This window comes from Micromonospora sp. NBRC 107095 (genome assembly GCF_030269705.1).
Classification (GTDB): Bacteria; Actinomycetota; Actinomycetes; order Mycobacteriales; family Micromonosporaceae; genus Micromonospora; species Micromonospora parva.
In genome coordinates this window covers 230503-242450 of sequence record NZ_BSTU01000002.1, presented here as the reverse complement: position 1 = coordinate 242450, position 11948 = coordinate 230503, and the positions used below count along the sequence as shown (strand labels likewise).

Genomic DNA, 11948 nt, shown 5'->3' with positions numbered 1-11948 from the left:
GTTAAGCTCCTTCGATCGACCCCACGTTACCCGGAGGTAATCATGTCGGAGGAGCCCCGCGTCGCCATCGTCACCGGAGCCGCACGCGGCATCGGCGCGGCCACCGCCCGGCGGCTGGCCGCCGACGGAATGGCCGTCGCCGTGGTCGACATCGAGGAGGCCGCCACCAAGGAGACGGTGGACGCCATCGCCGCCGCCGGCGGCCGGGCGCTCGGGGTGGGCGCCGACGTCTCCGACCGCGACCAGGTCGAGGCGGCGGTGGCCCGGATCGCCACCGAACTGGGCGCGCCCACCGTGCTGGTCAACAACGCCGGTGTGCTCCGCGACAACCTGCTGTTCAAGATGACCAACGCCGACTGGGACACGGTGATGGGGGTGCACCTGCGCGGCGCGTTCCTGTTCAGCCAGGCCGCCCAGAAGCACATGGTGGAGCGCAAGTGGGGGCGGATCGTCAACCTCTCCAGCACCTCTGCGCTGGGCAACCGGGGCCAGGCGAACTACGCCGCCGCCAAGGCCGGCCTCCAGGGCTTCACCAAGACGCTCGCCATCGAACTGGGTCCGTTCGGGGTGACGGTGAACGCGGTCGCGCCGGGCTTCATCGTCACCGACATGACCGCCGCCACCGCCGCCCGCATGAAGGTCGACTTCGACGACTTCCAGAAGCACGCCGCCGCCGAGATCCCGGTCCGTCGCCCGGGTCGGCCGGAGGACGTCGCGCACACGATCTCGTTCCTGGCGAGCGAGGGTGCCGGCTTCGTCTCCGGTCAGGTCATCTACGTCGCGGGCGGCCCCCGGGACTGACCCGCACTGCCGACGAGGGCGCTCCGCTGGGCGGGACGCCCTCGTCGCCGGGTCAGGCCGCCGCGCGGCGGGTGCGCCAGAGCCAGATCAGGCCGAGCACCGGCAGCACCAGCGGGATGTAGCCGTACCCGCTGCCGAACCCCGACCAGACCGTCTCGTCCGGGAAAAGCTCCCTGTCGACCAGGCTCAGAATGCCGACCGCGACCACCCCGACCAGTTCCACGGAGCAGCAGGCCAGCGCGACCCGCCGGCCGGCGTGGCCGGCGCGGGCCAACCCCACCGCCGCCACGATGTAGATGAGCGCGGCCACCCCGGAGAGCAGGTACGCCACCGGGGCCTCGTCGAACTTGGTGGCGATCTGCAGCCCGGCCCGACTGGTCGCCGCGATCGCGAAGAGCAGGTAGACCGCGATCAACAGCCGACCCGGGCCGGAGTTCGTACGCCTGGGGGCTTGCGCCGTCTCAACCACCGAGCACCTCCCAGGTCTGCTGCAACCGGACCACCACCACCGGGGCCACCAGGCAGACCGCGCACACGATCGCCGATCCCCAGCGGGTCGGTTCCATCCGGGCCAGCACCCAGGCCAGTGGCGGCAGGCACACCAGCGTGACCAGGTAGCCGAAGAAGGCACCGGGCTCGCCGGGCCGCTCCCCGCCACCGACCGCGACGAGCGCCACCACTGTCAACACCAGCAACGCCACTTCGAGTACGGCCAGACCGACGAACTGCACCCGGTCCGGCGGCCGGTGGCGTACCGCCGCCACCAGCGCCCACACCGCGACGAGCAGCGACAGCACGATCGGTACGGTCGCGACGAGCCCGTCCACCGGCGAATTCACCGGATCCACCCGGTCGTTGCCTCGGTCACCGGCACAGCCTACTAACCGTCGTAGTAAGCGGGTGCTCTGCCTCTCCGCGTGTGACGAGGGCCGGTCGAGGCGTCCCCGGTTCCCGTTCCCCCGCCTCCCGGGTGGCGTCAGTCGCCGGCCGGCAGCCAGTAGACGGAGATGGCGACGAGCGGGTCCGGTCCGTCGTTGCGGATCTGGTGCGGCACCCTGCTCTCGAACGCCGTGACGTCCCCGGCCCGCAGCACCGCCGTCTGGTCGGCGAACGTCAACGTCCCGCTTCCGGAGACGATGATCCACACTTCGCGGGACCGATGGACATCAAGGTCGTTGGACGTGTTCGGGGCCACCGACCAGCGCGCGACCTCGAACGGCGCGGGCGCCGTCAATGGGAACGGCAGCAGCGCGCGGTGCACGGGGCCGCCCTCGGCGAAGTCGTACCAGTGTTCAAACGTCACGGCACCGCTGGCCGCCGCTGGATTCGTCGTTGGCATGTCGTCGACACTGCCGCGCCGCCCCCGGGGTGTCCGGCGGCGATCGGACCTGACGTCGCCGAGAGGCCGATCGGACCTGACGTCGCCGAGAGGCGCGGGACGGTGCCGTCAGCCCACCGGCGCCATCGGTGCACCGGCGTCCGTCCGCCGTCCGCCGTCCGCCGTCCGCGGCTCGACGGTGTCCTCGAAACGAAGGTGGGCTGCTTCGATTGGTCGAACCCGCCGTCGGTATGGCCGCCGGGGCGACTAGCGTGGATCACGTCCGTGGCGTTGCCGCGGTGCGGGGAAACAGCGGAGGTACACGTGCGGTTCGGTTTGTTCGGCACCGGTCACTGGGCGATCGAGACGCACGGGAAGGCACTGCACGCCCATCCCGACGCGGAACTTGTCGGGGTGTGGGGTCGCAACCCGGAGCGGGCCTCCGCGCTGGCCGAACGGTACGGGGTGCCCGCCTACGCCGACGTCGACGCGCTGATCGAGCAGTGCGAGGCGATCGCCGTCGCCCTGCCGCCGGACATCCAGGCCGACATCGCGGTCCGGGCGGCCCGCGCCGGCCGGCACCTGCTGCTGGACAAGCCGTTGGCGCTCAGCGTGGCCGACGCCGACCGCGTCGTGGCCGCAGCCGAGGAGTCCGGGGTCGCCTCGGTCGTCTTCTTCACCCAGCGGTTCCAGCCGAACGTGACCTCGTTCCTCGCCGCCACCGCCGCCGCCGGGGGCTGGCAGCACGGTCGGACCACCGCGTTCGCCTCGATCTTCCAGGACGGCAGCCCGTACGGCGGCTCGTTGTGGCGTCGGGAGCACGGAGCGCTCTGGGACATCGCCCCGCACGCCCTGTCGATCCTCCTGCCGGTGCTGGGTCGGGTGACGCGGGTGGCGGCGATGAACGGACCGAGCGGGATGGTGCACCTGCTGCTCACCCACGAGGGCGGTGCCACCAGCAGCGCCTCGCTCTCGCTGGATGCCCCGACCGAGTCGATGGCCCGGGAGTTCGTGTTCTACGGCGAGAACGGCATCGAGAACGTCCCGTCCGGGGAGAACGACCCCGCCACCGCGTTCGGCGTCGCCATCGACCAACTGATCGAACAGGTGCGCGCCGGCACCCGGGACCACCGCTGCGACGTCCGCTTCGGCCGCGAGGTCGTGACCATCCTCGCCGCCGCCGAAACCGCCCGCACCGAATCCCGCACCATCCCCCTCCCCTGAACAACCCCCAACCCCCACCCACCCATCGGCCCCGGTGATCATGAAGTTAGCGGCGCGACACGCCGTGGCAGAGGACAATAACCTCATGATCACCGGGGGTGGGTTGGGGTGGTTAGGTGGGGGTGGGTAGGGCGGCGTTCAGTTCGTCGGGGGAGTTGAACTGCTCCGGGGGTAGCGCCTGCAGCATCTGCAACATCTCCGTGCTGGCGCCGTTCTCCTGGCCCCAGCGGATCAGGTCCTCCCGCGAGACCGGGTAGTCGAGCCCGGCCAGGTACTCCTGCAACTGCACCCCGGTGACGGTCATGTCGGCCGGCTACCCGTTCGCGGTGGTCGTACACCGGTGTGGTTGGCACCCGCGACGGCCCGGCGGCGGCGTGTCGGCCCGCGACGCGCCCACGGTTTGTCGCAGCGGCGGCCGGGTAGCCGCTGGCATGCTGGTTCAGCGGCTCGGCGCGCCGAGCGATTTCGACCCGTTGCTGGAGCGCGTTCGCAACGCCCGGGTGGTGATGATCGGGGAGTCCACCCACGGCAGTTACGACTACTACCGGTTGCGTGAGCAGCTCACCCGCCGGCTGATCGCGGAGTGCGGGTTCTCCTTCGTCGCCGTGGAGGGCGACTGGCCCGACTGTGACCGGGTGCACCGGTCGGTGACGGCCGCGCCGGGCGGCGCGCTCGAACCGCAGCTCGCGCTCGCCGAGTTCGAGCGATGGCCGACCTGGATGTGGGCCAATGCCGAGGTGGCCCGCTTCGCCAGCTGGCTGCGGGCCTGGAACGTGGAGCGGCCCGAGGAGCAACGGGCCGGGTTCCACGGGCTCGACGTGTACAGCCTCTGGGAGTCGATGCAGGCGATCTTCGACTACCTGGGGGAGGAGGACCCGAAGTCGCTGGAGGCGGCGCAGGACGCGTACCGCTGCTTCGAGCCGTACGGCAAGCGGGTCGAGGAGTACGGCGCAGCCAGCCGGTTCGTCTCGGCCCGCTGCGAGGAGGAGGTCGTCCGGTTGCTCGCCCGGACCCGCGAACACGCCCTCTCCGACGGCCCGGACCGCTTCTCGGCCTGGCAGAACGCGGAGGTGGTGGCCGGCGCGGAGCGCTACTACCGGGCGATGGTGGCCGGTGGGCCGGACTCGTGGAACATCCGCGACACCCACATGCAGGACACCCTGGACCGGCTGCTGGACCGGTACGGCCCCGACGCCCGGGGCATCGTCTGGGCGCACAACACGCACGTCGGGGACGCACGGGCCACCGACATGACCGCCGACGGGATGGTCAACATCGGCCAGTTGGCTCGGGAGCGGCACGGCGAGGACGCGGTCGCCCTGATCGGCTTCGGTACGTACCGGGGCACGGCGATCGCCGCACCCCGCTGGGGTTCGCCGGCCGAGGCGATGGTGGTACCCCCGGCCCGGGAGGGGTCGATCGAGCGGCGGCTGCACGAGCTGATGCCGGAGCGGGCCGTGCTGATCTTCGGCGGCGACGACCAGCCGGGCTGGGTCACCGACACGGTGGACCACCGGGCGATCGGGGTGGTCTACGACCCGTCGTTCGAGTCCTGGGGCAACTACGTGCCGACCCGGATCGGCGAACGCTACGACGCCTTCATCTGGTGCGACGACACCAGCGCCCTGCACCCGCTACCGGTGCCGGCCGCCCCCGGTGAGATGGAGACCTATCCGGCAGGCGTCTGAGAAGGCGGTTACCGCAGTGGAGGTGTGGTGCCCGACGGGCACCACACCTCCACCGTCAATGGGTCAGACGTGCGTCGGCGTGCGGTCCCCGAGGTGGGTGCGCAGGCCCTCACCCTCGATGTCCACGTTCGGCAGGGCGCGGTTGAGCCAGCGGGGCAGCCACCAGGCGCGGTCGCCGAGGAGCGACATCACCGCCGGGACGATGGTCATCCGGACCACGAACGCGTCGATGGCGACACCGATGGCGAGCGCGAAGCCCATCGACTTGATGATCGGGTCGTCGAGGAACACGAAACCGCCGAAGACGGAAATCATGATCAGCGCGGCGGCGGTGACCACCCGGGCGCCGTGGCCCATGCCGCTGATCGTGGCCTCACGCGCGGTGTCGCCGTGCACGAAGTCCTCCCGCATCCGGGAGACCAGGAACACCTCGTAGTCCATGGCCAGCCCGAACAGGATGCCGATCAGCAGGATGGGCAGGAAGCTGACCAGCGGGGCAGGGGTGTCCAGGCCGACCAGGTCGGCGAGGTGACCCTGCTGGAAGATCGCCACCGTGATGCCGAACGTGGCGGCAACGGTGAGCAGGAAGCCCAGTGCCGCCTTCAGTGGCACCAGCAGCGAGCGGAACACCAGCATCAGCAGCAGCACCGAGAGCCCGACGACCAGCAGCAGGTAGATCGGCAGCGCGTCGGAGAGCTTTTCCGAGACGTCGATACCGATCGCCGTGGCGCCGGTGAGCAGCACCTCCGCACCCTTGACCCCGCCGACCGCGTCGCGGACGTCGTGCACCAGCGTCTCGGTGGCCTCGTCGGTCGGGCCGGTCTTCGGCACCACGCCGAGCAGCGCGGTCCGACCGTCCGGGCTCAGCTGCGGCGGCGCTACCGCGAGGACGTTCTCGGTGCGCTGGATCATCGCGGTCACCTGCGGCACGGCGGCGGCGGTCGCCTGCGCGTCGTCGCCCGCCACCACCACCGCGAGCCGGCCGGTGAAGCCCGGACCGAAGCCCTCGGTGGTCAGGTCGCTCGCCACCCGGGCCGGTGAGCCCACGGTCGCCGTACCGGCGTCGGGCAGGGCCAGCCGCATGTCCGGCGTGGGCAGTGCGAGCAGGCCCAGGCCGAGCAGCGAGACCAGGATGACCGGCACCCGGAACCGGGTGACCAGTCGCGCCCAGCGGAAGCCGAACCCGTTGCGGTCCTCGGTCGTGGTCGCGGCCGGCCGGTCGGTGACGTCCGTGTCGTCCTCGTCGGTGCCGACGCCGCCGGTCACGCGTGTGGTGGACACGGCACGCAGCCGGCGCGGGAGCACCCGGTGGCCGGCGAAGCCGAGCAGCGCGGGCTGGAGGGTGATCGCCACGAGCACGGCGATGGTGACAGTCGCGGCGGCGGCGAGACCCATCACGGTGAGGAACGGAATGTTCACCACGGCCAGGCCGGCGAGGGCGATGACAACCGTGGCGCCCGCGAAGACCACTGCGGAACCGGCGGTACCCACGGCCCGGCCGACCGCCTCCTCGGGGGAGAGACCTTCGAGCAGGTTCTGTCGGTGCCGGGAGGTGATGAACAACGAGTAGTCGATGCCGACGGCGAGGCCGAGCATCAGCGCCAGGATGGGCGCGGTGCTGGTCAACTCGATGGCACCGCTCAGCGCGAACAGCCCGGCCATGCCGACGCCCACGCCGATCAGCGCGTTGAGCATGGTCATTCCGGCGGCCACCAGGGAGCCGAACGTGATGATCAGGACGATCGCGGCGACCAGGACGCCGATCGCCTCGGTCGAGCCGATCTCCGGCTCACCGCCGAGCACCTCGCCACCCGGGGCGACCTGCCAACCCTTCGCCTCGACGGCGGCACCGACCTCCTCGTACGCGGTGCGCTGCTCGTCGGTCACCTCGTCACCGCCGCTGGCGAACTGGACCTGGACCAGCGCGTACCGGCCGTTGGGGGAGACCGCGCCGACCTGGAACGGGTTGACTGCGCCGACCACGCCGGGCAGTGCCGAGGCCTCCTGGACCAGTTCCTGCACCACGGCCTGGCCCTCAGGGGTGGCGAGTTGGCCGTCGGCCGGGGCCTTGACCGCGATGGTGCCGGTGGCGCCGCTGGCTGCGGGGAACTGCTCGCTGAGCAGGTCGAGCGCGCGCTGGCTCTCGGTGCCGGGCATGGTGAAGTTGCTCGCCGTCGGGCCGCGCAGGGTCGCCGCGGCCAGGCCGGCGACGACGAGTACGACGAGCCAGAGCGCGACGACGAGCCGTCGCCGGCGCAACGCGCCCCGGCCGAGCCGGTAGAGCAGGGTGGCCATCAGGAGTCCTTGTCCTCGGTCGTGGGTTGTTGGGGCAGGGCCGCGTCGACGGGTTCGACGGCCCGCCGGACGAGGGTGAGCAGGGCGGAGCGCAGGTCGTCGTCGGTGATGTCGGCGAACTCGCCGCACGCCTCGGAGATCCCGGCGAGCAGCACCAGCGCGGCGATCCGCGCGCCCGGCCGGTCGGAGTGCCCGGCCAACGCGTCGCGCAGCCGGTCGGAGATCTGCTGGATGTGCGCGAAGGCCGGCTGGCACAGCAGCTCCGGGAACTCGCCGCGCAGCACGGCGATCTCCCGCCGGAACCGGACCGCGAGGTCGACGAAGCCCTGGGCGGCGACCTCCTGCGCGGCCGCTCCGGTCAGGCCGGTGAGCCGGTCGTCGAGGTCCCGCAGCACGCCGATCGCCGGAGCCATCAGTTCGGCGAGCAGGGCTTCCTTGTTGGCGAAGTGGTAGAGAACGGTGGCCTTGGAGCAGCCGACCTCACGGGCGATGTCCTGCAGGGAGGTGCCCCGGTAGCCGCTCACCGTGAACTGCCGAGCCGCCGCGGCGAGAATCTCACCGTGCGTGTCGGACACCGCTCTGACCATGGTCGGTCCACCTCCCGCAACCAGCATGCCTGACCGATCGGTCAGACCCTGACCGATCGGTCAGAGGGAAGCGGTGGCGTTCACCACACCGTGATCGGGTTTATCCGGCGTGCTCGGCGTCGTACCTGGTCCGCGCCTCGGCGATGGCCCGGCGGTGCCGCTCGGCCCAACTGGTGAGCGCCACCAGCGACTCGTAGAGCTCCAGCGCCATCGGGGTCGCGGTGTACTCGACCTTGGGTGGGACGGTCGGATAGACGGTGCGGTGCAGCAGGCCGTCCCGTTCCAGGTTGCGCAGGGTAAGGGTGAGCATCCGGCGGCTGATGCCCTCGACGTGCCGTTCCAGCTCGGTGAAGCGCACCGGGCCGTGCGAGGCGGACACCAGGATGCTGATGCTCCACTTGCCGCCGACCCGGTCGAGCACCTCGCGGACGGTGCACGCGCGGGCCTGCCCCTCGGTGAACGGCACGTTCCCGGGCGCGCAGGTGAACTCGGCCTCCACCTGCGCGGACACATCGCTGTTCCTCTGGGACACAACAGTGCCTCCTTCCGCTCCGGCTCATGGTCACAGACGATGGCCTCGGTAACAAACCGTGCACCAAGGAGGTACTCGTGGAGCGTGTCGTCCCACCCCGCTGGCCGGCGCTGCTGGTGCTCTGCGCCGGCAGCCTGATGATCATTCTGGATGGCACAGTCGTCGCGGTGGCGCTGCCCGCCGTGCAACGCGACCTGGGCTTCACCGCCGCCGGCCTGGCCTGGGTGGTCAACGCCTACCTGGTCGCGTTCGGCGGACTGCTGCTGCTCGCCGGTCGGCTCGGCGACCTGCTGGGCCGACGGCGGGTCTTCCTGGCCGGCGTCGCGCTGTTCACAGTGGCCTCGCTGGCCTGCGCCGTCGCCACCGGGCCGGCGCTGCTGGTCGGCGCGCGGTTCGGGCAGGGCGTCGGCGGCGCGCTGGCCATGGCGGTCAGCCTCGGCATGATCGTCCGGCTCTACCCCGAACCGGCCGAACGGGCCCGGGCCATCGCCATCTTCAGCTTCACCGGCGCGGCCGGCGCGTCGGTCGGCACTGTCGCCGGAGGGGTGCTCACCCAGGCCGCCGGCTGGCGGACGATCTTCCTGGTCAACGTGCCGATCGGGGCGGTCATCCTCATCGCCGCCCTCCGCCGGCTCCCGGCCGAGCGGGGGATCGGCCTGCGGGCCGGCCTGGACGTGCCCGGCGCGCTGCTCGCCACCGCCGGCCTGATGGCCGCCGTGCTGGGCATCGTAGGAACGGGCGAGCACGGCTGGACCAGCCCTCGGACGCTCGGCGCGATGGCCCTCGCGGCGCTGCTGCTCGGCGGGTTCACGCTGCGCCAACGGGTCGCGCCGACCCCGCTGGTGCCGCCCCGGGTGCTGCGCGTCAGGGGTCTGGTGGCGGCAAACGCCGTGCAGTTCCTGATGGTCTGCGCGTACTTCGGATTCCAGTTCCTGCTCGCTGTGGAGCTGCAACTGGTGCTGGGGCTGGACGCCGCCGCGACCGGCTGGGCATTCCTGCCCACCCCGGTCGTGATCGCGGTGGTCTCGCTCGGTCTGGCCGGTCGGCTGATCGCCCAGTGGGGTGCCCGCAGGGTCCTGCTGGTCGGGCTCGTCCTGGCGACAGTCGGCTTCCTCCTGCTCGCCCGGCTGCCCGCCGACGGGGCCTACGTCGCTGACGTGCTTCCCGCGATGCTGTTCTTCGGCGTGGCCGGCGGCCTGACCCTGCCGGCGGTCACCACACTGGCCATGGCCGGCGCTACCGACACGGACGCCGGGCTCGCCTCCGGCCTGGCCAACACCACCCAACAGGTCGGCGGCGCGGTCGGCCTGGCCGCGCTGGCCACCCTGGCCGCCGCCCGCAGCGACGGGCTGCGGGCCGCCGGCTGGGCCGAGACCGCCGCGCTCGCCGGCGGCTACCGGACCGCGTTCGCCGTGGCCGCCGGTCTGGTTCTCGCCGCGTGGCTGGTGGCGCTGACCGCAGTGCCCCGACTGGCGGCCGGGCCGCCGTCGGCCGCCGATCCGTCCGACACTGCCGCGGTGGGTACCGGAACCGATCCGTACCGAAGCGCCGCGTCCGGTTGACCGGCGGCGGTCCGGCCGGGAGGGTGGGCGGGTGAGCGAGGCTGACGAGACCCGGGACGGCGTGGCCCTGACCAACCTGGACCAGCCGTTGTCCGACCGCGACGACGCGACAAAGCGTGACCTTGTCGACTACCTCGACGCGGTCGCGGACCGGATCCTCCCGCACCTGCGGGGCCGGCCGCTGTCGGTGATCAGGGTCCGCCCCGGCCAGCCGCCGTTCATGCAGAAGAACCTGCCCCGGTACACCCCGGACTGGGTCCGCCGGGCAGCGGTGTGGGCGGAGGCGTCGCACCGGGAGATCTCGTACGCCCTCTGCGACGACCGCCGCACCCTGCTCTGGTTCGCCAACCAGCGGGCGGTGGAGTACCACCCGACCCTGGCCACCACGGCGGATCTGCACCGCCCGACTCACCTGGTGCTCGACCTGGACCCGCCGGAGGGCGACGGGTTCCGCGCGGCGGTCGGCGCCGCCCTGCTGGTCCGGCAGGCGCTCGCCGACGCCGGCCTGGCCGGAGCGGTCAAGACCAGCGGGGCCAAGGGGGTGCACGTCTTCGTGCCGGTGACCGACGAGCCAACGGCCGAGGAGATGGCCGCCGCCACCCGGGCGCTCGCCGTCCGCGCCGAGCGGCTCGACCCGGCGCTGGCCACCACGGCGTACATCAGGGAGGACCGGGGTGGCCGGGTCTTCGTGGACGCCACCCGGGCGGGCGGGGCGACAGTGGCCGCCGTGTACAGCCCTCGGTTGCGCCCCGGGATGCCGGTCTCGTTCCCGGTCGACTGGGCCGACCTGCCCGAGGTGACCCCCGCCGACTTCACCATCCGGAGCGCGCCCGCACTGCTCGCCGACGGCGACCGGTGGGCCGCGCTGATGCCGGCAGCGCAACCGCTCCCCGCCGACCTGGTCGCCGAGGGCCGGACCATCCCGGTGGCCCGGGTGCAGGCCATGCACGAGGGGAAGCGCCGGGCACGCGCCCGCCGCGAGGCCGGCTGACCGGCTGGTCGGCCCGCCCGCGTGGCGGCAGCGGCCGATTGTCGGTGGGCTGTGGCACGATTTTCCTGGTGAGCAGCAAATCCGACGCGACGCAGCGACTCGACGACCTCGCGCGGCTGCGCAAGGTCCGCGACCGGATCGACCGGGAGTACGCGCAGCCGCTGAACGTGGAGGCGCTCGCTCGCGGCGCGCACATGTCGGCCGGCCACCTGAGCCGCGAGTTCCGCCTCGCCTATGGCGAATCCCCGTACAGCTATCTCATGACCCGACGCATCGAGCGGGCGATGGCCCTGTTGCGCCGGGGCGACCTGAACGTCACCGACGTCTGTTTCGCTGTCGGTTGCTCCTCGCTGGGCACCTTCAGCACCCGCTTCACCGAGCTGGTCGGGGTGCCGCCGAGCGTCTACCGGCAGCGGGCGGCACAGGCGACGGCCGGGATGCCGTCGTGCGTGGCCAAGCAGGTGACGAGACCGGTCAGGAATCGAGAAGCGCAGGCCAGCGAGCCGAAACTAGCGTGACCAGCATGGACATCACCATTCACTCCAGCTTCCTTCCGCACACCGACCCCGAGGCCTCCCTGGCTTTCTACCGCGACGTCCTCGGCTTCGAGGTCCGCCTCGACGTCGGGTACGAGGGGATGCGGTGGATCACGGTCGGGCCGGCCGGTCAGCCCAGCACCGCCATCGTCCTGCACCCGCCGACCGCCAACCCGGGCATCACCGACGACGAACGCCGGACCATCCTCGAACTGATGGCCAAGGGCAGCTACTTCGGCGTCAACCTGGCCACCACCGACCTCGACGCCACCTTCGCCAAGCTGGAGGCCAGCGACGCCGAGGTCGTCCAGGAGCCGACCGAGCAGCCGTACGGCGTGCGCGACTGTGCCTTCCGCGACCCCGCCGGCAATATGATCCGCATCCAGGAAGTGCGCTGAGCCCCGCGCCCCCGAC

13 protein-coding genes and 1 pseudogene are annotated in these 11948 nt (G+C 72.0%); 7 read left to right on the top strand and 7 right to left on the bottom strand.

Annotated features, from left to right (window positions below):
• Positions 1-42: 42 nt before the first annotated feature.
• Positions 43-801, top strand: coding sequence for a 3-oxoacyl-ACP reductase FabG (gene fabG / locus QSK15_RS13410; protein ID WP_285794555.1), 759 nt, complete (start codon positions 43-45; stop codon positions 799-801).
• Here fabG and QSK15_RS13405 read toward each other — a convergent pair.
• The 3 genes and pseudogenes from QSK15_RS13405 to QSK15_RS13395 form a co-directional block, all read right to left on the bottom strand.
• Positions 774-1270: pseudogene (locus tag QSK15_RS13405) on the bottom strand (hypothetical protein). The gene fabG and the pseudogene QSK15_RS13405 overlap by 28 nt on opposite strands.
• Entirely contained in the window at positions 1263-1640 is a 378-nt protein-coding gene (locus tag QSK15_RS13400) for a hypothetical protein (RefSeq protein WP_377617162.1), read from the bottom strand. Before QSK15_RS13400 ends, QSK15_RS13405 begins: the two are co-directional and overlap by 8 nt.
• 137 nt (positions 1641-1777) lie before the next feature.
• Complete coding sequence (locus QSK15_RS13395) at positions 1778-2140, bottom strand: cupin domain-containing protein (RefSeq protein ID WP_285794552.1); 363 nt, start codon at positions 2138-2140, stop codon at positions 1778-1780.
• Between the two features lie 303 nt (positions 2141-2443).
• On the opposite strand from QSK15_RS13395, the gene QSK15_RS13390 reads away from it, so the two are divergent.
• The gene (locus tag QSK15_RS13390) at positions 2444-3343 is read left to right on the top strand and encodes a Gfo/Idh/MocA family protein (protein ID WP_285794551.1); all 900 of its coding nucleotides are present in this window, start codon (positions 2444-2446) and stop codon (positions 3341-3343) included.
• 112 nt (positions 3344-3455) lie between these two features.
• On the opposite strand, the gene QSK15_RS13385 is transcribed toward QSK15_RS13390, so the two are convergent.
• Positions 3456-3647, bottom strand: a complete 192-nt coding sequence (locus tag QSK15_RS13385; protein ID WP_285794550.1) for a DUF2795 domain-containing protein — start codon at positions 3645-3647, stop codon at positions 3456-3458.
• Between the two features lie 127 nt (positions 3648-3774).
• Here QSK15_RS13385 and QSK15_RS13380 point away from each other — a divergent pair, with 127 nt between their 5' ends.
• A complete protein-coding gene (locus tag QSK15_RS13380) occupies positions 3775-5031 on the top strand; it encodes an erythromycin esterase family protein (RefSeq protein WP_285794549.1) in 1257 nt (418 codons plus the stop codon).
• Positions 5032-5094: 63 nt separating this feature from the next.
• Here the strand turns inward: QSK15_RS13380 and QSK15_RS13375 are convergent, their stop codons facing one another.
• The 3 genes from QSK15_RS13375 to QSK15_RS13365 all read right to left on the bottom strand — a co-directional run bounded on the left by QSK15_RS13375 (position 5095) and on the right by QSK15_RS13365 (position 8379).
• Positions 5095-7326: an MMPL family transporter gene (locus QSK15_RS13375; protein ID WP_285794548.1), complete on the bottom strand. Its 2232-nt coding sequence runs from the start codon at positions 7324-7326 to the stop codon at positions 5095-5097.
• Complete coding sequence (locus tag QSK15_RS13370) at positions 7326-7913, bottom strand: TetR/AcrR family transcriptional regulator (RefSeq protein WP_285794547.1); 588 nt, start codon at positions 7911-7913, stop codon at positions 7326-7328. Before QSK15_RS13370 ends, QSK15_RS13375 begins: the two co-directional genes overlap by 1 nt.
• Positions 7914-8013: 100 nt before the next feature.
• Entirely contained in the window at positions 8014-8379 is a 366-nt protein-coding gene (locus QSK15_RS13365; protein WP_285795110.1) for a winged helix-turn-helix transcriptional regulator, read from the bottom strand.
• A gap of 143 nt (positions 8380-8522) precedes the next feature.
• On the opposite strand from QSK15_RS13365, the gene QSK15_RS13360 reads away from it, so the two are divergent.
• From QSK15_RS13360 to QSK15_RS13345, 4 genes are all read left to right on the top strand, one after another.
• Complete coding sequence (locus QSK15_RS13360) at positions 8523-10007, top strand: MFS transporter (protein WP_285794546.1); 1485 nt, start codon at positions 8523-8525, stop codon at positions 10005-10007.
• A gap of 31 nt (positions 10008-10038) precedes the next feature.
• The gene (locus QSK15_RS13355) at positions 10039-10998 is read left to right on the top strand and encodes a DNA polymerase domain-containing protein (protein WP_285794545.1); all 960 of its coding nucleotides are present in this window, start codon (positions 10039-10041) and stop codon (positions 10996-10998) included.
• Positions 10999-11066: 68 nt separating this feature from the next.
• The gene (locus QSK15_RS13350; RefSeq protein WP_285794544.1) at positions 11067-11516 is read left to right on the top strand and encodes a helix-turn-helix transcriptional regulator; all 450 of its coding nucleotides are present in this window, start codon (positions 11067-11069) and stop codon (positions 11514-11516) included.
• 5 nt (positions 11517-11521) lie between these two features.
• On the top strand, positions 11522-11932 hold the full coding sequence (locus tag QSK15_RS13345) for a VOC family protein (protein ID WP_285794543.1): 411 nt from the start codon (positions 11522-11524) through the stop codon (positions 11930-11932).
• Positions 11933-11948 lie beyond the last annotated feature (16 nt).

Bases quoted from the DNA above. Each gene is read 5' to 3' on its own strand.
- QSK15_RS13395 (WP_285794552.1), bottom strand. From the start codon at position 2,140: ATGCCAACGACGAATCCAGCGGCGGCCAGCGGTGCCGTGACGTTTGAA.
- QSK15_RS13380 (WP_285794549.1), top strand. From the start codon at position 3,775: ATGCTGGTTCAGCGGCTCGGCGCGCCGAGCGATTTCGACCCGTTGCTG.
- QSK15_RS13345 (WP_285794543.1), top strand. From the start codon at position 11,522: ATGGACATCACCATTCACTCCAGCTTCCTTCCGCACACCGACCCCGAG.
- fabG (WP_285794555.1), top strand. From the start codon at position 43: ATGTCGGAGGAGCCCCGCGTCGCCATCGTCACCGGAGCCGCACGCGGC.
- QSK15_RS13385 (WP_285794550.1), bottom strand. From the start codon at position 3,647: ATGACCGTCACCGGGGTGCAGTTGCAGGAGTACCTGGCCGGGCTCGAC.
- QSK15_RS13370 (WP_285794547.1), bottom strand. From the start codon at position 7,913: ATGGTCAGAGCGGTGTCCGACACGCACGGTGAGATTCTCGCCGCGGCG.
- QSK15_RS13375 (WP_285794548.1), bottom strand. From the start codon at position 7,326: ATGGCCACCCTGCTCTACCGGCTCGGCCGGGGCGCGTTGCGCCGGCGA.